This window comes from Paenibacillus residui, assembly GCF_042677205.1.
GTDB lineage: Bacteria > Bacillota > Bacilli > Paenibacillales > NBRC-103111 > Paenibacillus_L > Paenibacillus_L residui.
Map to the genome: position 1 here is coordinate 36,558 of NZ_JBHTIU010000041.1, position 22,451 is coordinate 59,008.

18 protein-coding genes and 1 riboswitch are annotated in these 22,451 nt (G+C 48.8%); of the genes, 15 read left to right on the top strand and 3 right to left on the bottom strand.

Annotated elements, in window-relative coordinates; all coding sequences use genetic code 11:
* Positions 1 to 3: 3 nt before the first annotated feature.
* Complete coding sequence (locus ACFQ03_RS13830) at positions 4 to 447, bottom strand: OsmC family protein (protein WP_144940112.1); 444 nt, start codon at positions 445 to 447, stop codon at positions 4 to 6.
* Positions 448 to 746: 299 nt separating this feature from the next.
* Between ACFQ03_RS13830 and ACFQ03_RS13835 the strand changes: the two genes are divergently transcribed.
* The 3 genes from ACFQ03_RS13835 (at position 747) to ACFQ03_RS13845 (ending at position 4,242) form a co-directional block, all read left to right on the top strand.
* Positions 747 to 2,003 (top strand): alpha-L-fucosidase, encoded by a 1,257-nt coding sequence (locus ACFQ03_RS13835; protein ID WP_379288814.1) that lies wholly within the window; start codon positions 747 to 749, stop codon positions 2,001 to 2,003.
* A gap of 451 nt (positions 2,004 to 2,454) precedes the next feature.
* A complete protein-coding gene (locus ACFQ03_RS13840; RefSeq protein ID WP_144939141.1) occupies positions 2,455 to 3,588 on the top strand; it encodes a response regulator in 1,134 nt (377 codons plus the stop codon).
* Positions 3,589 to 3,678: 90 nt separating this feature from the next.
* Positions 3,679 to 4,242 carry a beta-class carbonic anhydrase gene (locus ACFQ03_RS13845; protein WP_379288816.1) on the top strand — a complete coding sequence of 188 codons (564 nt, stop codon included), beginning with the start codon at positions 3,679 to 3,681 and terminating at the stop codon, positions 4,240 to 4,242.
* 74 nt (positions 4,243 to 4,316) lie between these two features.
* Here ACFQ03_RS13845 and ACFQ03_RS13850 read toward each other — a convergent pair whose 3' ends face one another.
* Positions 4,317 to 5,156: a DUF6597 domain-containing transcriptional factor gene (locus ACFQ03_RS13850; RefSeq protein WP_379288818.1), complete on the bottom strand. Its 840-nt coding sequence runs from the start codon at positions 5,154 to 5,156 to the stop codon at positions 4,317 to 4,319.
* Positions 5,157 to 5,334: 178 nt separating this feature from the next.
* Between ACFQ03_RS13850 and ACFQ03_RS13855 the strand changes: the two genes are divergently transcribed.
* The 9 genes from ACFQ03_RS13855 (at position 5,335) to ACFQ03_RS13895 (ending at position 18,092) form a co-directional block, all read left to right on the top strand.
* A complete protein-coding gene (locus ACFQ03_RS13855; protein WP_379288820.1) occupies positions 5,335 to 5,784 on the top strand; it encodes an SRPBCC family protein in 450 nt (149 codons plus the stop codon).
* Positions 5,785 to 5,913: 129 nt separating this feature from the next.
* Positions 5,914 to 6,540, top strand: a complete 627-nt coding sequence (rnhA, locus tag ACFQ03_RS13860) for a ribonuclease H (RefSeq protein ID WP_379288822.1) — start codon at positions 5,914 to 5,916, stop codon at positions 6,538 to 6,540.
* A 207-nt stretch (positions 6,541 to 6,747) separates the two neighbouring features.
* Positions 6,748 to 7,902, top strand: coding sequence for a GntR family transcriptional regulator (locus ACFQ03_RS13865; protein WP_379288824.1), 1,155 nt, complete (start codon positions 6,748 to 6,750; stop codon positions 7,900 to 7,902).
* Between the two features lie 353 nt (positions 7,903 to 8,255).
* Positions 8,256 to 9,587, top strand: coding sequence for an ABC transporter substrate-binding protein (locus tag ACFQ03_RS13870; protein WP_379288826.1), 1,332 nt, complete (start codon positions 8,256 to 8,258; stop codon positions 9,585 to 9,587).
* 121 nt (positions 9,588 to 9,708) lie between these two features.
* On the top strand, positions 9,709 to 10,770 hold the full coding sequence (locus ACFQ03_RS13875) for a glycoside hydrolase family 76 protein (protein ID WP_379288828.1): 1,062 nt from the start codon (positions 9,709 to 9,711) through the stop codon (positions 10,768 to 10,770).
* Positions 10,771 to 11,018: 248 nt separating this feature from the next.
* On the top strand, positions 11,019 to 11,870 hold the full coding sequence (locus ACFQ03_RS13880) for a helix-turn-helix domain-containing protein (RefSeq protein WP_379288830.1): 852 nt from the start codon (positions 11,019 to 11,021) through the stop codon (positions 11,868 to 11,870).
* Positions 11,871 to 12,062: 192 nt separating this feature from the next.
* Positions 12,063 to 15,413: a X2-like carbohydrate binding domain-containing protein gene (locus ACFQ03_RS13885; protein WP_379288832.1), complete on the top strand. Its 3,351-nt coding sequence runs from the start codon at positions 12,063 to 12,065 to the stop codon at positions 15,411 to 15,413.
* Positions 15,414 to 15,857: 444 nt separating this feature from the next.
* Positions 15,858 to 16,604, top strand: coding sequence for a VCBS repeat-containing protein (locus ACFQ03_RS13890; RefSeq protein WP_379288834.1), 747 nt, complete (start codon positions 15,858 to 15,860; stop codon positions 16,602 to 16,604).
* A gap of 354 nt (positions 16,605 to 16,958) precedes the next feature.
* On the top strand, positions 16,959 to 18,092 hold the full coding sequence (locus tag ACFQ03_RS13895) for an ATP-binding protein (RefSeq protein ID WP_379288836.1): 1,134 nt from the start codon (positions 16,959 to 16,961) through the stop codon (positions 18,090 to 18,092).
* 37 nt (positions 18,093 to 18,129) lie between these two features.
* On the opposite strand, the gene ACFQ03_RS13900 is transcribed toward ACFQ03_RS13895, so the two are convergent.
* Positions 18,130 to 19,755: an RNA polymerase sigma factor gene (locus tag ACFQ03_RS13900; RefSeq protein WP_379288838.1), complete on the bottom strand. Its 1,626-nt coding sequence runs from the start codon at positions 19,753 to 19,755 to the stop codon at positions 18,130 to 18,132.
* A gap of 218 nt (positions 19,756 to 19,973) precedes the next feature.
* Positions 19,974 to 20,060, top strand: a riboswitch (cyclic di-GMP riboswitch).
* Between the two features lie 468 nt (positions 20,061 to 20,528).
* On the opposite strand from ACFQ03_RS13900, the gene ACFQ03_RS13905 reads away from it, so the two are divergent.
* The 3 genes from ACFQ03_RS13905 to ACFQ03_RS13915 form a co-directional block, all read left to right on the top strand.
* Positions 20,529 to 20,756, top strand: a complete 228-nt coding sequence (locus tag ACFQ03_RS13905; protein ID WP_379288844.1) for a transglutaminase-like domain-containing protein — start codon at positions 20,529 to 20,531, stop codon at positions 20,754 to 20,756.
* 247 nt (positions 20,757 to 21,003) lie between these two features.
* The gene (locus ACFQ03_RS13910; RefSeq protein WP_379288840.1) at positions 21,004 to 21,579 is read left to right on the top strand and encodes a class D sortase; all 576 of its coding nucleotides are present in this window, start codon (positions 21,004 to 21,006) and stop codon (positions 21,577 to 21,579) included.
* 174 nt (positions 21,580 to 21,753) lie between these two features.
* On the top strand, positions 21,754 to 22,451 hold a 698-nt coding region (locus ACFQ03_RS13915), incomplete at its 3' end, for an Ig-like domain-containing protein (protein WP_379288842.1).

The following is a 22,451-nucleotide window of genomic DNA, read 5'->3' on the forward strand; positions in this document are numbered from 1 at the left end:
TATTTACTCTTCAATGATAATTCCGTTTAACTTAAGGTTGACGGGGTTCGCGATCGTATCTCCTACCGGACAAGTTTGTTCCAAAAATTGAATAAACTGCTCGACCCGTTCCCGGGGCGCGGAGGTTTTAATATGGAAGGTGTAACGGATGTCGGAATACCCGCGGCGAACATCCGATTTATTCATGAAGCCGTCCGTATCCAGATCCCCCTCCACCTCTACCCGGAAATCATCGAGCTGAACATCAAACTTCCTGGCATACACCCGGGCTACGATGGATTGGCACGCGCCCAGCGAGCAGAGCAGAGCTTCCACCGGATTCATGGCCGTATCCGTTCCTCCCAAGCTTTTCGGTTCGTCTATTAACAGTTCGAAATTTCTGGAACGGGTCTTGACGACCAGTCCGTCCTGCAAATGGGCGGTTGCTTTAAAAGTTTCTACCGGCATTATTAGCACTCCCTTGTATAGTAAATTTAAGTCTTCCGATTAACTATTATCGGTTTATAATACTATAACATATTTTACCCACCTGTTTAGTATGAATTTAATTTTAAATTATATATTTTCTATTTCGTTAATTTTTAATCCGGTGGAACGTTTCTCGGTATATACTTGAAGGAAAACTGACTTTTCCTGTATTTGGATGGGAAGTCGTCAATCAGCGGATTTTAGGGGAATGGATAAGCCTGGGGTTGAAGGCGGTCCTATTTGGGGGACTCGAATAAGATAGGGAGGGACGGTTAATAATGAGCGGCAGACAGATCATTCCAGGTGCCAGACAGCTAGCTTTTCAGGATTGGGAGTATGGGCTGTTTATACATTTTGGCTTGCGTACTTTTTATGAAGGATACGTGGATTTCGATGAGAGGCCCATGTCTCCGTCGGCATTTAACCCCGTCGAGCTGGATTGCGGGCAGTGGATTAGAACGGCCAAGCAGGCGGGAATGAACTATGCGGTGTTTACGGCGAAGCATCACGACGGATTTTCCAACTGGCCATCGGCCTATACGGAAATGTCCGTAGCCCATACCCCATGGAAAGACGGAAAGGGTGATGTCGTCGGCAAATTTGTGGCGGCTTGCCGCAAGTATGGGGTTAAGCCCGGTCTGTACTACTCGCCCTATGATGCTTCAGCCGAGAGCTTCCTGCATGACGGCAAGGCCTATGACGATTATTTCGTCAATCAAATAACGGAGCTGCCGACGAAGTATGGAGAAATAGATATTCTGTGGTTCGACGGCTGCGGCTCGGAAGACCACGAATATGACTGGCCGCGGATTATTGGGGAGATTCGCAGGCTTCAGCCGAATATTTTGATTTTTAATATGGGGGATCCTGATTTTCGCTGGGTGGGCAACGAGGACGGGGTCGCCCCCTACCCCTGCTGGAATACGGTGGATGCCGTCGATTTCTCCATTCAGACGGAGAGGAAAGAACAGTTGGGAGAGAGCTTGTGGCTTCCCGCGGAATGTGACGTCCAATTGCGGGCGAACTGGTTCTACAGCGATCATGACGAACATACGGTCAAAAGCATCGACGAACTGATCGGGCTATATTATTACTCGGTCGGCCGCGGAGCCAATCTGCTGTTGAATATCGGGCCCGACCGGAGAGGGCTTCTGCCGGATAAGGATGCGGAGCGGATTTTGGAGTTCGGCGAAGTGATCCGGCAGCGTTTCGCCAGCCCGATTGCTACGCTCGCGGATTGCGAGAGGGAGGGCAGGTGCTGGACGTTCAGGCCGGAACGGCCCATCCTTCTGGATCATGCAGTGATTCAAGAGGAGCTTGCTCACGGGGAGAGCATTCGAAGCTTCAGAATTTCGGTAATGACTCAGAAATCACAGAGATTAATCCCGGTTTACGAAGGAAAGAGTGTCGGGCATAAGGCAATATGCCGGTTCGCGCCTATCCGCGCACGAGAGGTTGTCATGGAAGTGCTGGAGTCGAACGGCGAACCTATTGTGAGAGAACTATCGTTTCATTATGTCGGGGAGAAGCTATAGGGTAGCGATGACCCTCAGGATTAACGGCAAGCCGTTAGGACGGTACAGGCATCCTTCCATTCAGTGAAATGGCAAAGTCAGGTCCGCAGAGCCCTTCCCGAACTTGTCTTTAGCATAAAGCAAGAGCAGCCCCGTTCTACAGGATCGGGGCTGCTTCTTATTCTATAGGCCCCTTCAGCTGCGTTATGCAATGAAAACAAGTTCTCTGGGGCAGGCCTCCAGGATAGGCTTTCCGGCAGACATCATTCCGGTCATTTTGATATACCATAGCGATGCCGCTTCCCAATAAAGTCCAGAAAGAGTTCAAATCTCCCTTCTTGTCATTAAGTCCGGGATAATGTAACAATAAGATTAACTAGATATGCAGACAGCACGAAGGCGACTCACAAGCAGCTGACGATGTTCGATATAACCAGACAGGTATAGTCCGATTCCCCAAGGAGGAAAAGCTGTGAAAACGGTTATTGTAGATGACGAGCACTTGGCTCTCAGAAGGATGGAGAAATTATTGCAAGAAGAAGGGGGGAGCCGGCCGGCGCTTGAACTGGTAGGCTTCTTTCAGGACCCTCATCTGGCGCTGGAGCTGGTAAAACGCGAAAAGATAGATCTGGTCTTCCTGGATATCGAAATGCCGGAAATCGGCGGCATGGAATTGGCGGAGCGTTTATTAGAGATACAACCGCATCTCCACATCGTTTTTGTTACGGCGTACAATGATTTTGCCGTAGAAGCGTTTGAACTGAACGCACTCGATTATCTGCTTAAACCCGTTCAACGCGATAGGATCATAAAGACACTCCAGCGGTTAAATCACTCGGAAGCGAAAGGCATGTCCGACATGACGGATAAGAAGCCCATGCTTTGTTGTCTGTCCGGTCTTCATTATCTGGATGATCATCAAGCGGCTCAGTCTTTCCAATGGAGGACATTGAAGGCGCAGGAGCTGTTCGCGTATTTGATCCATCACCGCGGTCAAACCGTGCGCAAGGAAGTCATTATGGATTTGTTATGGCCGGACTATGATATGGACAAGGCATCGGCGCTCCTGCATACGACCATCTATCAAATTCGAAGGGTGATCAAGCAGAAGGGGCTCGGCATTAAAGTCACCTATAAGGACGAAGGGTATCGGATAGAATTGGACGGCATGAAGCTGGATGTGGAGGAATGGGAGAAGGGCGTACAGACGACTTCCGCAGTGACTCCCGAAACGATCAGGCAGCATCGGGAACTGTTGATTTTATATCGCGGCGACTACCTGGAGGAGCACCAATACTGGTGGTCGGAAGGGGAACAGGAGCGCATCCGCTTAATATGGTTGGACCACGCCAAGCAAGTAGCCGAATACTTAATGCAGGAAGAGCAATATTCAGAGGCAGTGCCGCTGTATCAAAAAATCCAGGAGAAATTCCCATACACCGAGGATGGGTATTTCGGGCTTATGAAAATTTATGCAAACATAGGTGATTATAGCGGGGTGAAAAATCAATATCAGCTTCTTGTGGAAAATATGAAGGAAGAATTGGGTGTTGAGCCGAGTGAGGAGGTCAATGATTGGTATCAGCAATGGAGACACTGTATTTAAGCATAGGGCTTATTACCAATAAAATGAATTGACGCCCCCGGTACAACTGTAGAATAATAGATTAGAAGACATCATGTAGGAGGTCATAATATGTCTATCATTCCAAGCTTACTCGAGTTTAATAAAAAATTTGTCGAAGAGAAGCAGTATGAGTCTTATCTGACAAATAAATTCCCTGATAAAAAAGTAGCCATTCTTACATGTATGGATACGCGGCTTGTGGAATTGCTTCCGAAGGCGCTGGGACTGAAAAACGGGGATGCGAAATTCATCAAAAATGCGGGCGCCATCCTAACACAGCCGTTCGGCAGCGCCATGAGAAGCATACTGGTGGCTGTTTATGAATTGGGTGCGCGTGAGGTTCTGGTCATCGGCCATCACGGCTGCGGCATGACGAATCTGGACACGCAGGGGATGGTCAATAAGTTTATCGAGAACGGTATTGATCCTGCGGTGATCAGCACATTAGAGAACTCCGGGATTCGTATGGAGAAGTTTCTGCGCGGATTCTCCAATGCGCAGGAAGGGGTTATGCAAAGCGTGAAGATGATCCGCAATCATCCTTTATTTCCCAAGGCGGTTCCCGTTCATGGATTCGTTATTGACCCGGTCACCGGGAAACTGGAAGTCCTCGTGGAGGATTACAGGGAATAGCGTAGTATCAAGAAAAATAGTGCAGCACAGAGATGGGACGCCGGCGGGCGTTCTTTTCCTTGGTTTATTCCTTCCTAATGCTCCATCGTCTCCTTGGATTCGGTCAGAAATTCCTCCGGAGTTTTCCCGATAATCGATCTAAAGTCTCTAATAAAATGCGATTGATCATAGTAACCGAGCTTCAAAGACAAATCAAGCCAATCCGGGGCCCGGCCTTGGTCCAGCGTTTCGGCCGCATTCTGCAGGCGATAAAGCTTAATGACCCATTTCGGGCTCACGCCGACGTATTGGCCGAACATGCGCTGAAGCTTCCGGATATTGATCTGAAAGCCATCGCAGACCTGGTCTACCTTCGTAATACCGCGATCAGCCTGAATCCGGTCGATGATTTGATTAATTCGGACGACCTTCTCATCCCTGTCCGGAAGGTTCCGGCGGATCAAGGCTTCGGCCAGCTCCACCATCTTCTCGGGGCTATCCTGGCTTAAGATTTGCTCCTCGAATGATTCGGTCTCCACATTAAAAATGCTTTCCAGGCGAATGAAACGGCCGGTTAGTCTGGAGATGGGCCGCTTGGCAAAAGGATAGAACCCGCCCGGTTTAAATTTCACACCAAACACCATATCTTTCCCTTCGAGCAGCCGCGAAAATTTATGTTTGGCAGCCCCATAAATCAAAGTCCGGTTCTTTTCAACCACCATATTCACACACGGATTGGGGACGACCTGCTGCAGGTAAGGGGGTTGTCCGCTTAAATCCCAGCGAACCATCCAGAAGTGCTTGACGAAATAGCCGATATCCTCCGAGGGGGGATAACGGGTGAGTTCGAAGAACCGCTTGGTGCCCTCTCTGAAATTCAACACCCCGAGGCTGGGTCTTACTGTGTCCGGGATGGAACTTTGGTTAGAATTCATATGAATCACTCCAGCCTGGCCGATGGTTCGGCAGAATAGGGAATAGGCAAGGCAGACACTCTGTCATAAGGGGCTGTCGCGTTTTTACAATACAACCCTATTCGGACAAGTTACTATTATAGTAGCACAGCCGCAAAGCCGTTCAAATGGTCAACTATTCAATAAGGAGTGAAAGATAATGGATTTGAAATACGAATTTTATATCGGAGCAGCCCCGGAGCAGGTGTGGGATGCGTTCGTTTCCCCGGAGGGGACCCGCCAAACCTTCTTTGGATGTGTCATCCGGTCCACTTTCCGGCCTGGAGATCCTTATGAGTATGTAGGTCCGGGCAATGACGGGGAGGAAACGGTCCATGTATATGGCAGCATACTGGCCTATGAGCCGTATAAAGTGCTCAGCTATACCGAGCATCCCGGCCCATCCTACCATTCCAACCACGCAGAGCTGGAAACGAGGGTAACCTTCACCCTGGAACCGGTGGGCGGCTGCACGAAGCTGACGCTGGTCAACGACCAATGGAAGCCCGGCCATCCGTCTTATGAGAATGCCAAAGGACATTGGTGGATGATCTTGAGCAATATAAAGACGTTGGCGGAAACCGGCAAAACGTTGGACTTTGGTTGGTAAACAACCGGGCTTTGCCGCGATTAAGTAAAACCGATCCTTGTTGGAGGATTGGTTTTTTTGACGTCTTGTCCTTCCGTATGTAAATATAGAGACTAGGCAATGATGTATGCGGAAGAGAGGGACTAGAAGATGGCGAAGCAAAAGTACTATGTCGTATGGGTAGGCCACAAGCCGGGGATCTATACGAGTTGGCCGGAATGCAAAGAGCAGGTGGACGGACGCAAAGATGCGAAATATAAATCCTTCTCCTCCAAGGCGGAAGCGGAGAAGGCTTATCGGGAAGGCTGGACGAAGCATTGGGGTCAAGGGGCCGCTGCGAAGCAGACCGCTGCTGCCCCTTCTCAGGCCGAGATTGATTATGACAGTATCTCGGTAGATGTAGGGACGAGAGGCAACCCGGGACCGATTGAATACAGGGGAGTCTATACGAAAACGGGAGAGGTTCTGTTCTCTCACGGCCCCATCCCTAATGGGACGAATAATTTGGGCGAGTTTCTGGCGATTGTCCATTCCTTGGCGTATCTGAAGAACAAGGGCAGCTCGCAGACGGTCTATAGCGATTCGAGAACCGCTCTGAAATGGGTGAGGGAGAAGAAAGTCGCTACGACTCTGGAGCGCAATGAAGCGACGAAGGAAGTATGGGATTTGGTGGACAGAGCGCTGGCGTGGCTGCAGAACAACAGCTATGACAACAAGGTGTTGAAATGGGAGACCGAGAAGTGGGGAGAGATCAAAGCCGACTACGGCCGAAAGTAATAAGAGTAGACGGCCGACATATACGGATTGTCGGCCGCAGTTTTAACCGAAAATCTTAGCGCTTTTCAGAAAAAGGCATGCCGTAACGCCGTAACGGATGTCTTTTTTCTTTTCACTAAAATAAAAGAAGGTATAAGGAAGGATTTCCCAAATATATATAACATGATATAACATTTACATACGAAGGAATAGAGGATGTGATACAGGGTGCTATCCGATCAAGACTCCAAGCCGATGTATGAGAAAATCTTCGAAATCCTGGTTCAAGATATTAGAAACGGCAAGTACCGGAGAGGACAGCGGATCCCTTCGGAGATGGAGCTGGCCGAGAAATATAACGTGAGCCGGATCACGAGCCGGAAGTCGCTGGAGATGATTGCAAGCCAGGGACTAATTGCCCGCAAGCCCGGTAAGGGGTCTTTCGTCGTCGATGCCATGGAGCAGACACCTGATGATCAAGCCTCCTCATACATGCCGGTTAGGCGTACCGATGTGCCCGTGCTGGGGTTGATCATGACGGATTTCGGCGAGAGCTATGGGATCGATCTTCTTCGCGGGATAGAGAGCGCCGCCGAACAGCACGGCGTCTTCCTGCTGCTGCGGCGTTCTTTCGGCAAGCCGGAGCGGGAAGAAAGGGCGATTCGGGAATTTACGGAACTAGGAGCGAACGGATTTATTATTTTTCCTGGCCACGGCCGATATATCAACACGGAAATTCTGAAGCTGGTGATTAACAAAATCCCGCTAGTATTGATCGACCGTTATCTGAAAGGGGTGGAGGCTGCATCGGTCAGCACGGATCATGCGGCCGCCGCCAGAGAGGGGGCGAAGCACCTGCTGGAATGGGGGCATCGAAGGATCGGCCTGCTTTCCCCGCCGCCCGTCGACACTTCGGCAACGGAGGAACGGATGGAAGGGTTCGTTCAGGCCCATGCGGAGCAAGGAGTCGCCATCGAGAAGAACTATTGGCTGAATGATATTACATCTACGCTTCCGGGTTCTTTTACCAAGGAAAATATAGAGCGGGATATCGACAAAATAAAAAACCATCTTCAGCAGCATCCGGACATGACGGCCATATTTGCAACGGAGTACAATATTGCTTTATTGGCCAAAGCGGCCATCGGGCAACTGGGCTTGACCGTACCCGGGGATATTTCCGTCGTATGCTTCGACTGCCCTCCTTCCAACCCGGGCAGCGGCTATTGGTTCACCCACTTGCTTCAGCAGCAGGAAGAGATGGGAAGGCGGGCGGTAGAAACGGTTTTAAAGCTCCGGAAGGGAGAGCCGGTCGATATGACCGTTCGGCTGGCGGCCAGGCTGGTGCAGGGAGAATCAACGGCCGCAGCGAATAAAAAATAGTTCATTCCCGGTTATTTATGCAATTGATATAACATATATTGTATTGATATTGATATGCCGGAAAGCCGTCATTCCCGTAGTTCGGCTTCTGCCGGCCGGAGCGCCCGCGGTTCATCCCATCGGTCATCCCTTGCTGCTTTTCATCGTTTATTTTCACCGCTTTCTTTTCACAATCCTGGTTATGACGAATGGCGCGCACTTCGCCGCTCCGAACCAAGGTAAGTAAAAAGAAAAACAGTATGCGCTTTCATCATTAAGGGCGTTCGATTTTGTCATCGGAGCCGCTTCTGCAGCTTGCTGGCGGCCGCTTATTCCTCGGCGATGATTTAACAATGAAGTGGGAGGATGTGAACATGAAGACGATGAGAAGGCTTGGGATGGTAATTATGTTGCTGATGGCCGTGGTATTATTAGGGGCCTGTACCGGAACGGAACCGGTTAACGAGGGGCAGCCTGACCGGAAGCAGGAACCGACGCAGACGGACGGGGCAAGGGCGGCGGAACAGGAACAGCAGGAGCCGGTCACCTTGAAAGTAGCTACCTTATGGCCGGAGGACATGTTTAACGAGAGGATCAAAAAGATCGTCGAGGAGAAATACCCTTATATGACTATGGAATTGCTGCACGTGAACAACTTTGACCGTAGCAAGCTGGAGGAGTTGTTCAGCCTGGGAGAAACACCGGATATTTTCTTTACCCTGTCACAAGATGTTATGGAGTATCTGGAGCTGGACTTTGACCTGACGGAACCGCTGGCCGAGAATGGATATGATTTGAGCCATATTCAACCGACGCTGCTGGATACGATCCGGGCACGCGATAAACAAGGCAGGCTGTTGGGGCTGCCCTATGAAACCTCTTACTATGTGTTGATGTATAACAAGGATATTTTTGATCAATTTGGAGAGCCCTATCCTTCGGATGACCTGACCTGGGACGATGCCGTCCGGTTGGCGCAGCGATTAACCAAGACGGAGAACGGGGTTCAGTATCGCGGCCTTGATTTTCGTGACCGGGATGTGCCTCTCTGGCAATTTTCCGTCAATGCGACCGATCCGGACACCGGCGAGGTTCTAATTCTGGAACGGCCGGAGTATCGCCGTTTTCTCGAGCTTTACAAGAAAATTATCGATATCCCCGGGAACTATGACGAAACCTTCTTTAATGCCAACGACCGGTTTACAGGAGACCGGACCACCGCGATGCTGATCACGAATGCCCAGGGGCTGAATTGGTGGGGAAATGCCGAAGGGCTCAACTTCGATGTGGCCTCACTGCCGACGTGGCCGGATCAACCGGGCATTACCCATCGTTTGGATTTTCACTCCTTCCATGTCAATCCTAACAGCAAGCATATAGAAGAAGCGCTGCGTGTCATTTATTATTTGACAACCCCCGAGGTTCAGGAGTGGACGGCCCGCAACGGAATCGGTCCCATTACTCAGGATACCTCCGTTCAGGAGAAGTTTTTCTATGACAACGAAAGTACCCATGGAAAGAATATAACGGCTATTTTTAAGCATAAGCCTGCCCCTGTTCCTGAGCGAATCAGCTTATGGGACCGGTTTGTAGAGTTGGATGTCGGGAAATTTGCGGAGTCCGGCATGGATGCCTCCGAATTCTTGCGTGTAGTTAAAGAGGAAGCTGAAATCCGGATTAAAGAAGAAAGAAGCAAATCGGAGTAGGAAGAGTAGCCGCTTGCCCACCGGCAGAATGGGCCGCAGGAGGGATTGCATGCGGAGGAGGAGCGGGATATTCGTTGGCCTGTGCGCGTTACTCATCTTCATTGGGGGAGGGAATTTGTTTATGGCGGAAAAGAAAAAGGAAGAGGAAACGATGCAGGAATCTGTATGGGCTTGGAGGGCAGAGCAGGCACACAAGACATTGGATTCATCCTACTGGAACCGGCAGACCGGATTGTATGACACCCAATTTCCCTGTCACGATTGTAATCGGCAGTTCCATTATTGGTGGCAGGCTCATGCGATCGATGCTCTTGTGGACGGATATGAAAGAGCAGGAGATGCTGCATATTTGCGCCAGGCGGATGAACTATTCGGAGGGGTCATTCGGAAGAGGGGCGGGATAACGATCGATTATTATGACGACATGCTGTGGATGGCGCTGGCCCTGCTCCGGCTTTATGACCATACCGAAGAAGAAAAATACAAGAATGCCGTACAAATCTTGTGGAAGGACATTCAAGGCGGCTGGAATGAAGAGATGGGAGGAGGCTTTGCATGGCGCAAATCGCAGCCGGACTATAAAAATACTCCGTCCAACGCCCCGGCCGTCATTCTGGCCGCCCGATTATACCAGAGGTGGGGGCAGGAAGAGGATCTGAACCGGGCCAATCAAACGTATGATTGGCTGCGGAGCCATATGGTAGATCCGCAGACAGGCATTGTCTGGGATGGCATGAATCGCACCGGGGATGGGAGAATCGACAAGGATTGGATCTTCTCCTATAACCAAGGGACCTATATAGGCGCCTCGGTAGAGCTGTACCGGATCACTAAGGAGCGAAGCTTTCTGGATTCGGCCATACGAACGGCAGAGGAGGCCATGCGAAGATTAACGGACTCTTCTTCCATGCTCTTGCGCGATGAGGGAACCGGGGACGGAGGGTTGTTTAAAGGGATTTTTATTCGTTATTTGGCGGAATTGGCAGCAGCCGATCCTGCGCAGGAAGCGTTGACGCCGTTCATCTTGCATCATGCGGAACAGGCGTGGGAGCATGCGCAAGAGGGGGAGCGTATCTTATTCGGGACCTATTGGGGACTTCCACCTGTCTTACCGCTGGATCTCAGTGCCCAGTTAAGCGGCGTCATGCTCTTGGAGAAAGCGGCTGCTATTCAATCAGAGTAAGGCAGTTTACCCGTTGGAACTATTGGGTAAAGACACCGGTCAGGTGTCTTTTCTTCAAATATAAAGGACAAGTTTCACCTTATGTATTTCATCGGTAAACGCGCCTGTCCAAAGGACGGCGATAGCGGTTTAATGATATTTCATCGAGAAACGGTACCTTCTTGCACAACGACGGTGACGGCCGTTTCTTCTTCGGGTCCGGTATGGGCGAGCAGAGGCTAGACCTATCTGAATAGGAAGGTGAATGGATGATGGAGAAGGACAAGAAGCAGTGGCTTAACGATTATCTTTCCAAGCTGCGGATTGAATTGCTTCATGCGAAGCTTTCTGTTTGCGGACGTGATTGGAAGCGTTTTAATTATGCTCCGTCCTATAACAAGCTGTACTATATTTGCGACGGCGAAGGCTGGATTCAGTTCGGGAATGAGCAGTACACTCCCCGGCCGGGGGAACTGATGTTTATCCCGGGGGGAGTCCTGCAGTCGTTTTCCGTGACGGAAGGCACCCCTTATACGATGTATTGGTGCCATTTCCGATCGAATATCCAGTTTGTGCATTTATTTAATCTGTTCGACCTTCCGAAAGTCGTAAAGGCGGATCCCTCCGCAGGGCTGCAGCAGCATTTCCGGCAGTTATCCGATCATCGTGCCAACGGCGGTCCGGCCACTACCCTCAAAATATACTCCGCACTGTTTGCAATCATCGCGTATTTTATCGATCAAGCTTATGAGGAGAAGGACGATACCCCTCAGATGATGTCCGTTCGAAAGCTGCTGGATACGATTCACTATATCGATACCCATTTGACTCAGGAACTGACGATAGAAGAATTGGCACAGACCGCCCACTTCCACCCCAACTATTTTATTCGGTTTTTCAAGAAGCATTTGGGGATGCCGCCGAAGCGCTACATTTATGAAAGAAGGCTGGAGGAAGCGAAGCATTTGCTGGCCTTTACCGACCTTGCGGTGAATGAAGTCGCCTGCCGGGCGGGATTTAACGACGGCTCTTATTTTTCGGCGGCGTTCAAGAAGAGTGTCGGTTTCTCTCCCTCGGAATATAGAAACCGGGTGAGTATTGATGAGCGGACAAACCCGTAAGCCGGGTATGAACAAGTTAATTTAACAACAAAAAAGGTTAGGATAGCTAATTTATCCGTGCGGGAAAGCGCCATACAATGGAGGAGAAGAAAGACGGCACTCAGTTTGGACGGGGAAAGGAGGACGATTCATAACGGTTTGGAAAAACCGTTGAACGGAGGTACATTACCGAAAGAGGAGAGGTGGGATCTTATGAAAGACAAGCTGTTGTTAAAGGGTCTGGTTCTGTTTACGGCATTGTGCGCTATTTTTGTGGTTAGCGGTCCAGGCGAATCCGCCCTGGCGAAGGATCATGCGGCGGTTCGTTTCTTTGTAGCCAAGGATGGAAAAGACGCCAACGATGGCTCTATCGGTCATCCGTTTGCGACTCTGGAGAAAGCTCGGGATGCGGTTCGCGCTTTGAAGAGCGGGGAGGGACTCCCTGCAGGAGGGGTTGAAATTGTTATCCGGGAGGGGGTCTATCGTTTCACGCATACCTTCCAATTGGATGAGCGCGATTCGGGAGCTTCGGGAGCGCCGATCGTATACAAAGCGTATGAAGGAGAGAAGGTGATCTTCACCGGAGGGGATACCCTGGATGCGGCCCGGTTCAAGCCGGTAACGGATGCGGCTGTGTTGGAGCGAATTCCGCAAGGAGCGAGAGAGCATGTCCTTCAGTTGGACCTACAGTCTATCGGTATAACCGATTATGGTGTACTGGGGAACAATCTGGATGTGGCTCCGGAACTGTTTATTAACGGAAATGTGATGGGACTGGCCCGCTGGCCCAACCATGGATTTACCCAAGTAGATCAGGTGCTGGTTAAACCGGATGAAGCTAACCCGGGCTATACGTTTACCTATAAAGATCAAATTCCTAATCCATGGATTAATAATAGTGACGTATGGATGCTCGGTTATTGGGGAAATGACTGGTTCGCCAATGACCTGCATATCAAATCGATAGATTTCGAGCGGAAGACGATTGAAACCGATAACACCTCGAGCTATGCCATGAAAGCAGACCAGCGGTTTTATTTTTATAATATTTTGGAACTGTTGGACGCGCCCGGAGAATGGTATCTGGACAGGGAAACGGGCATTTTGTATCTTTATCCGCCCACCCCGCTGGGAGAAGGGAAAGTTCAGCTCTCGCTTATGAAAGACAGTTTAATTCGGATGGACCAAACGTCGAATATCGTCTTTAGCGGACTGAATATGGAAGTGAGCCGTGGCAACGGCATTGAGATCACCGGAGGAGAAAACAATCGTATCGAATATAGCGAAATCAGCAAAATGGGCGGGTACGCCGTCAGAGTTTATGGAGGAAAGAATAACGGCGTATATGGCAGCTTGATTTACAGCATGGGGAACGGCGGAATCCGCTTGGACGGGGGCGATTTCGAGACGTTGACGCCTGCTGAGAATTATGCGGTCAACAATGACATCTCGAATTATTCGCGAATCAAGCTGACGTATACCCCTGCCGTAGAGTTGAACGGCGTCGGCAATCGTGTGGCTTATAACAACCTGCATAATGCCCCTCACTTTGCGATTCAATTCCGGGGCAACGACCATGTCATCGAATATAATGATATCTTTGATGTGGTCAAAGAAACGGCCGATGCGTCCGCCATCTATTCCGGCAGAAGCTTCGTATGGCGGGGCAACATCATTCGCTATAATTATTTTCACGACATGGTGGCCAGCCAATTGCGGGTTTCCACGGCAGCCATTTATCTCGATGATTACATGAGCGGCGTGGAGATGCGCGGTAACGTGTTTCATAATATCGGCAAGCAGGCCTTCAAGCTGGCTAACGGACGGGAGAACGTAGTGGTTAACAATATCGTTCTCGACAGCGGGACCTTCATTGCCTTCATGAACCGGGGCTATAAGCCGGGCGAGAAAAATTACGAATCCTTAATGAGCAAATTCAATCAGGTTCCTTACCAAGGGGAAATCTGGAGCGCGAGATATCCGACCCTTCCCAATATATTGGAGGACGATCCTCTGCTTCCCAAGCGAAATGTCGTCCGCAACAATGTATATGTGAATACGGGTGATATCACCGGCGACAGCCGGAATATGGAGATGGGAACGTTCGAGAATAATATCGCCTATGCGGATAAAGAAGGACTGGGCTTTGTGGATCCGGCTAACGGTAATTTCGGATTGCGGGACGATTCTCCGATCTATGCACAGTTACCGGAATTCGAGAAGATCCCGTTTGACGAAATCGGGGTGATTGGGGACGGTCTGCCTCCCGCCCACGCGGAAATAAGCACCCCCTTTGTGGAGTACCCGCAAAATAACGGTGATCAGACCATCCGCATGAGACTTTACGGGCACAATCTCGTTTCGATAGCTAACGGAACGCATAAGCTGACCGAAGGGCGGGATTATATCGTAAGCGGAGAGACGGCTGTGCTGACGAAAGCTTACTTGAGTTCTCTGCCTGTCGGGGAATATGCGTTGAAATTCTCCTACTCTCAAGGCAATGATGCTTTCCTGAGCCTCAGTGTCATGCCGCCGAAGAAGGCGGAGCTGGAAGTATCGGCCATTATCTATCCCCGGAATTCGGGAGACCGTGTGATTCCAATGAAGTTAAACGGAAATACACTTATCGCTATTCAAGGAGAGAATGGTGAATTAACCGAAGGGATCGATTACATCGACAATGGCCCGGCGGTGACCTTAAAGCAGGAATACTTGGCGTCGCTTCCGCTCGGCCTGCATACGCTCACTTTTGAATTCAGCTCCGGCAGCGTTGAACTGACTGTGGAAATCCGCAATGAGAATCTTGCAGCGAACCGAAGCTATTTTGCCTCTTCTGTGTGGAACGAAAGTTATGGGGCAGCGAAGGCATTCGATTCGAATGCCGGTTCCCGCTGGTCGGCAGGGCGAGGGGAAACCGCCGATCAATTTCTGGGCATAGACTTCGGGGAAGACGTGACTTATAACATGGTCATCATTAAGGAGATCGATTATCCTCGGGTTAATTCCTATGTGCTGCAGTATTCCGAGGACGGCATCAATTATATCGATATTCCCGGCACCGAGGGGACCACCATCGGCCAGAGCAAGACGATCGAATTCGCCCCGGTGACTTCGTCCTATTTCAGACTGTGGATGAATTCTACCACGGAGAAAGAGCCGACGATTAATGAAATAGAAATCTATCATTCGGTACAGCCGCCCGAGCCGGAAATATTGGAAGCTTCGGTCGAGATCCATCCGCGCACTTTGAACCTGAAAAGCCAGGGAGGGGCGAATTCCATGACGGTGTACGTAGAATTGCCGTCTTCCCATGAAGTGTCCATGATTGATCCGTCCTCTGTCAGTCTGAACATAGGAGGAGTCAGCATCGCGGCGCAAGCCCACCCAATTGAAATTGGAGACAGGGACCGGAATGGAGTCCGGGATCTGATGCTCAAGTTCGACCGGCAGAAAGTGATCGCCACGCTGGGAGAGACAGAAGGGGAAGCGGAGATGGTGCTGAACGGTCAACTGCAGGACGGCACACGCTTTACAGGCCGTGATACGATCCGGGTTAAGAAATGAATAATCGAAACGGACTCTCGCTTGGCGGGGGTCCGTTTTTTTCTCCTTAAAGAACTTAAAGATACCTATGTGGTAATCCAGGTATTAGAGATTGCTTTTTCATGCCAATAAGATAGCTTCGGAAATTAAAAGCCTGCAATTCTGCATGCTTTTGGTCGGTTGACTCCGTGTCCAGTAACAAGCCTGCAAAAATACATCTTTTTTCTTGTTCCAGGGGTGAGCGGGTGATTTGAGACCGAAATGGATGTATTATCGCAGGAATTCGTATCCGATGGATCGATAAGCCCGCGTTATGGCCCGAAGCTTATCGGCAACCTAACAGAGTCGTGTGTTCCAATTACGACCCTCCCTCAGCTATACTTCGAGGGCTTCCGCCTTGTGCACATCGCCCATAGACTCGTCATAAACTAAACCTACAGAAAACTCAACGGAGGGGTGAATCCGATGTACGGTTATGCTAACGGTTTAGTCTACAGGCGACCGGAGCCCGATCCGACCGCTGCCATGCGGATATTGGATCAGAAGGTCGGGGACGTCAACGGGGATCATGTGCCCGATAGAATATTTTTGGCGGGCAGCAAAAGCCCGGATAGTCCGTTTATCCAGCATATTACGCTACTCATTCAAGACGGGAGGACAGGAAGAAGCCGTCCCATTCCGCTCCAACAGAACGCAGGGTATAACCCTACCCTGGCATTGGCCGATTTTACCGGGGATGGTGTGGAAGATATATTGATCCGCATTGATTCGGGAGGATCCGGCGCTTTTACCTACGACTATGTGTTTTCTTATGTTAATAATCAGCCCCGCAAATTATTTGATGCCATGGAATACAATGAGCAGTACAAATATGACGTTCAATATCTGGATGGTTACAAGGCGCAAGTGAGGAGCCTGATTCCGCAGCGTACGTACATTATCGATTTGACCTACAAAGGTCGAGAATATTTGTCCGAAATTTACGATGCCAATGGAAAATTGAAAGAGCCCATCCGAGGGGATGTCAATCCGCTAAGCGGGCTCTATCCGGCAGATATGGAGCGCGACGGGCAATACGAGCTGATGGCCCTGCAGCGTATTACGGGCAGATATAACGCCGACGGCCTGGGCTATGTTATGAATATATTGAAATGGAACGGCAGCCGATTCATTCCTTACCAGCAGTGGGTTTGGATAACGGGGAAGGACTAGAATAGAAGGACGCCTTGGAGGTGTTTTTCTAAAATATAAGAAAGCGAAAGTTTCACCTTATACCTGCTCTTATATTTCATCGGTAAACGGCCTGTCCCAAGGACGGCGATAGCCGTTTATCCTTGCACATAGGAATCTTTATAGTGTTAATGTGGCGAAGAACGAAGACTCCTATTGGCATTTGTAGGGGGTAGGGGATTTATAGGGCTCCGATAGGAGTCTTTTTTATATCTTTTATGGGGCTAAAATCCCGATTTTTCCCGGGTTGCGGAAATTTTAAATTTTTCCCGGGAGGGATGTGCTATAGTTTTCTAGGAGGGAGTTTGACATTCTGGTAAAGCGAGGTATAGAGATTTGAAAAATAACCAGTATTCGGGCTTTCTGAATGTTTCTTTCGATTACGGTCTATTTGAAAATCACTTAGACGCTATTTATGTCACGGGCCTCCAAGGCGACATTATTTATGCCAATCCGGCTGCATCCGACCTGTTCTGTTGTCCGAAAGATGAGCTCATGTGCCGCAGCTACAGGGAAGTTATGGTGTCCGGGGAAATGGAAGCCTTTCATTATTACTTTCAAAAAGCAGCTGAAGGGGAAACTAATCAGTTTGAACTGGCTATGAGCGGCAGCGATAGGAACCGTTTAATTCTCCAGGTGATGATGGTACCTAATGAAATAGAGGGTCGGGTAGTTAGTATTGCGGTATACATGAGGGATATTACAGACCGCAAGCTTCTGGAGGAAAGACTGGAGCGCATGGCTCTAGAGCGGACGTTCTCCAACGAGTTAAGCAAAGTGGAGCATTTGCAAACGGTCAGCCAGTTGGCGGCCAGCATTTCCCATGAAGTCCGAAACCCGCTTACGGTGACCAGAGGATTCATTCAATTACTGCGGGATACGGTAGTCAGTGAAGAAAAGAAAAAGCAATATATCAATATAAGCTTGGCCGAATTGGACCGTGCGGAGCATATTATTACGGACTATCTTAATTTCGCCAAGCCTTCTATGCAAAATGCAGAGCTGTTGGAGTTAAACCGCGAGCTGGAATACATTGTCCAAGTTATCCAGCCTTATGCCAGTATGGGGAATATTGGTGTACATACGATCAAAAACGATGAAAAAGACATCTATATTTTAGGGCAAGGGAAGAAGTTCCATCAGTCGCTTATTAATATTATCAAAAATGGAATCGAAGCCATGGAGCAGGGTGGAGATCTTACGATTCGTTTAACGGAGAAGGATGACAAAGCGGTCATCATTATTCAGGATACCGGGAAGGGGATGAGTGCCGAACAAATCCGCATGCTGGGAACCCCTTTCTACACGACCAAAGAACAGGGCACCGGGCTCGGCATGATGGTTTCCTTCAGCATTATTAAAGCTATGGAGGGAGAATGCGAGGTTGAGAGCACACCCGGTAGAGGGACTTGCTTCACGATAACCTTTCCCGCTATCCCGTTTCCCCAAGCTGATAGCGCTTTAACTTAACGTACAAGGCCCCCGATCATCGAGGGCCCGCGAAGATTTAATGGATAAGTCCCACAAGAGTGGTAATTGACTTACTTTGGTGCGGTTTAGGCGGCTGCAATAGGTTCCGGTCTATCAAATGCTTTAAGATATATGGAATCAGTTGGCCGTCGAAGGCGTTTATTTTGCTCATATAATCGACCTGGGGGGCAATATGTTTAGGTTTATTGCGCATCGTAATTTCGTACATCTTTTCATGGATCCGACTTACTATAGGCCTGTATTCCTTGGACAAATCAGGAATAACCTTCCGCAAGCGGGCGATGATGTCCGGATGGTCGATCCATACCGCATTGAAAGAATAGCCTCTATCCTGTTTTAAGACATATTGCTTGGCCAGAAGTAGTGCCAGCTGCTCGTTAGATGCTGTCTCATCCCGCAGGTCCCCCTTCCAGAAAGCATGGCAGAGCTCGGCGTCTTGAAAATGCAGATGCTTCCAGCCCGGCCTATTACTCCAGTAAGAATCTAGTTGCCATAGGGCTAGCTCTCCTCCCCCGTTTCTTATCATAGGTCCGCAGATCTCATAGTGACGCAGGTCGAAAGGCAGCTCCTCCCGGCTCCAATCTTGTGGAGCTATTGTTGCTGTCGCAATATACCGGCCTCCATCCTTCCGGAGCGGAATCTCCTCCTGCTTCAGCTCGAAGGCTTTGGCTGCGGCTCCTTGTTCTCCAATGTTTTTGGGCAGCAGGGTCCACAGCAGAAAGTTATAGTCCTTGTCCGGATAGTAAATTCCGGTTTCCTCTACGGAACGGCGGACATCCATCAAAGCCTGGAAATGAAGATCAGCAACTTCGGCTGCACACTCCTTGTACAAACTATAGGTTTCTTCTAGCTGCTCCCGCGTCGTATTCCATAGAATCATGTTGGTTTGAAACTTGCCGGGACTAACCTCGGTCAGGAAATCATATTCCGCAAGGTATCTGACTTCATCCTCGATGAAAGGGGGCGGAGTTCCCAGCTCGTCGGCCAGTTCGTGTACAGTTACGGGCTTGTGATAAGCGGCGTAGACGATGTTCTGCGAAATGGCGCTTCGGAGGAACTTTCCGGTTTCTCCATCGGGTCCGGGCTGTCCGGTATGCCCCGTTCCGGTGAAACTAATGGGGTTAAAGCTGAGCTCACCTTTGACACGCATAAGATTCATTCCTTTCTTCAATTCTCTTCTGGCCTCATGAAGATGCCATTTTACCGTTCCGACAGGAAGGTTCAAGGCGGCGGCTATTTCTCTTTGCTTTAAACCATCGTAATAATGCATTACGAGTACTCGGCGCTGAAGCTCGGATAGGTAAGCGATCTCCCGCCGCAATTGGTCGAAGGCCTCGTGATGGACCAATTGATCCAGAGGTTCGGCGGTGCCGTCAGCCAGAAATTCGGGAAGACCATTGCTTACGATGGAGTGCTTCCCCTTATGCTTCAGCCAGTTAATCCAAGTGTAGCGGGCAACTGTCCAAACATAGGCTTCCAGATGATTAACCGATGTTCCCGAGGCCAGTGTCTTCAATAATTGCAGAAAGATTTCTTGAGTCAAATCTTCAGCCGTTTGGCGGTTTCCCGTCCGGTTCAGCGCATAGCCAAATACGGGCTTGACATAATCTTGCAAGCGTTCACTCCATGTTTGCTCAAGCATGAAATCCTCTCCCTTAAGCTTCCTGTCATCCATAAAGTGGGCGTAATAAACAAAAGGTTGGAAAGAAGTTTAGAAAAAATTTTTGAAAAATAACCATATATTGTTCAGTTATTGTTCAGTTTGATATGTTTTAATGCAAATCGTGGAACTCTCCTCTACATGCATTAGAATTAGAATGGCTGTACACTTGCGCATTTCATGATTAACTACATAATGTTCCATGTCAATAGCAAACCATTCGAAAGGATGGGACGCAAAGTCTGAGTCTAACGTACCTAAGGTACTATGATCGTTCGACTGCCATGAATTTATTAAATTCTGGCAGTCATAGATCAAGAATGAAATTTTGTTCAGATTTTGTTCAGAATGGCGTGGTAAACCAAGGAAGGCCAAACCTATACGTATAATTTACTTAATTCCCAAGAAATAGAGTGGTTCCCACTGCAATTAGGCAATGGCACCTATAATATTTCGATGATGGAGAATATATCCGGGAATAAATATAAGACAATTCAATCGGCTTCCGTTCAATTAGAAGTGGAAGATTCGAAGATCATCTACCTGAATTCTATCCAAAATGTTTTTTGGAAGGAAGCGGAACTTGCGGTTAAGAAGGCAGAAGAATTAACGCGGAATCTTAAGACCGATGAAGAGAAAGTAATAGCAATCTATGACTATATAATTAATAATGTTAGCTATGATCACGAATTGGCTGGCCAGATTACGGCCGGTTACATCCCGGATATTGATGATACCCTACAACGGGTAAAGCCATCTGTTACGGTTACTCTTCTCTATTTGCGGCTATGCTGCGAAGTGTGGGGATCCCTGCCAAATTGGTTATGGGTCATTCGCAGTACGTAACAGAATATCACGCTTGGAATGAAGTTTATTTAAATAACGAATGGGTGACTATTGATACTACAATAGATTCGAGTAAGAGCAATGCGGCAGCGGTTTATAAAAATTCGGACAAGTATGAAGCCATGAGAGTGTACTAGGTTTCCGGCATATCGACTAAATTTTATAACCATTTCATTAATAACCAGCTGAATGTTCCAGCGGGTTATTTTATTTTGTTCAGTTTTTGTTCAGAGGACCTTGATACTATATGTCGATATATTACCGGATTGGGAAAGGAGCGGATATTGGAAGCTACCTTTATCTTAAAGAGTGGGAAGGTGAGACAAAATAACTAAAAATAAATGGATAAGCGGGGCAATTTTACTGCTTTTTATGGCGGGAATCGTGCTTATTCTCTATCCGTGGTGGGACCGGCATATTCAAGAGAAGAAACAATTGGAAATGTTGGCTCAGTGGGATCTGCTGCAAGAGAAATCTTCTGAACCCTTATCCTCAGAGCCTGTATCCAAGCCCCCTGTGGACTCCTCTCAGGAGGGCGGGGTGGGAACGATCACTATCGACGGCCATGCTGTTCTCGGTACCATCACCATCGATAAGATTGATCTGCGCGAAACCGTACTGGAAGGTACGGATAAAAAGACCTTGAAAGCAGGGATAGGAACTATCGAAACGGACCGTCATCTAGGACAGCCCGGCAATTTCGCGTTAGCTGGTCACCGCAGCTGGACTTACGGTAAACAATTCAGCCGTCTGGATGAGATGGAGGAAGGCGACCAGATTGTCATTGAGACCCAGAAGGACTCGTATGTCTACTCCGTCGCATCGAAGTTCCTTGTGGAGCCGGATGATTTATCCGTGTTGGATCATAATGCGGATCTAGAGGAGGTGACCCTCGTTACTTGCGAGCCGGCGTATAACCCAACTCACCGGCTTATTGTCAAGGCTGTGAGGATAGATTAGTTCGTTATAGGGCCGGGGAACAGAATTTTCCCGTCAGTTTTTAAGAGGAAGGAATACTTTATTAACCGGAAGACCACATCTTAGTAAGGCACAGCTTCATGACTGGGATGGGGTGAATTTCAGCAATTTTTTTCGAAGGAGAAAGTACATACAACCATCCAATGGAGGAAAGATATGAAGAGGAAAGGGAATATTCTGGCCATAGCATTTTTGTTGATTATACAAAATTTTTTCTTTGCAATATCCGGACTGGCCAATCCAATAGTACCGCTTCAGGGAACTGGGAGCACAGTGACGAATGCGGTTTACTTCAGTGATGTGAAAATAACTGAAGACGATGAAGAAACGGTCATCAATGCAGTATACAATCCGGATAGTCGGATCGTCCCGGGTTCAGTTGTTGTTCTGCATTATGGTTGGGGGCTTCCAGATGATCATGGATTACAAGGTGGGGAAATCTATCAATTTGAGCTTCCATCAGACTTTGAGCTTTACAACGACATTCCAGATACTCCTTTATCCACTGATCTGGGGAGTGTAGGAACGTTCTCTGTTGATAAAAGCACAAATATTGTTACTATGAAGTTTAACCAAAATGTAGATCGTTCCAATGTCGGCGGAAAAATCATGATTTGGAGCGCTATTAGGGAAGACCTGGTGGGAGAAACGATCAATAGAGAAATTCATTTTCCCCTTGTAGGCGACGGTAAGATCATACCTATTAACCTGCAGCCCAAGGGAGGGTCGGCCATTCAAAAAGCGGGAACCCCGGATAAAGAATATAATGGGCAGGAATTGTATTGGTCCTGGACAGTCAAAAGTTCTACAGCATTAAGAAGCGAGCGAATCGGCGTCAATATCAGTCGTTTCCT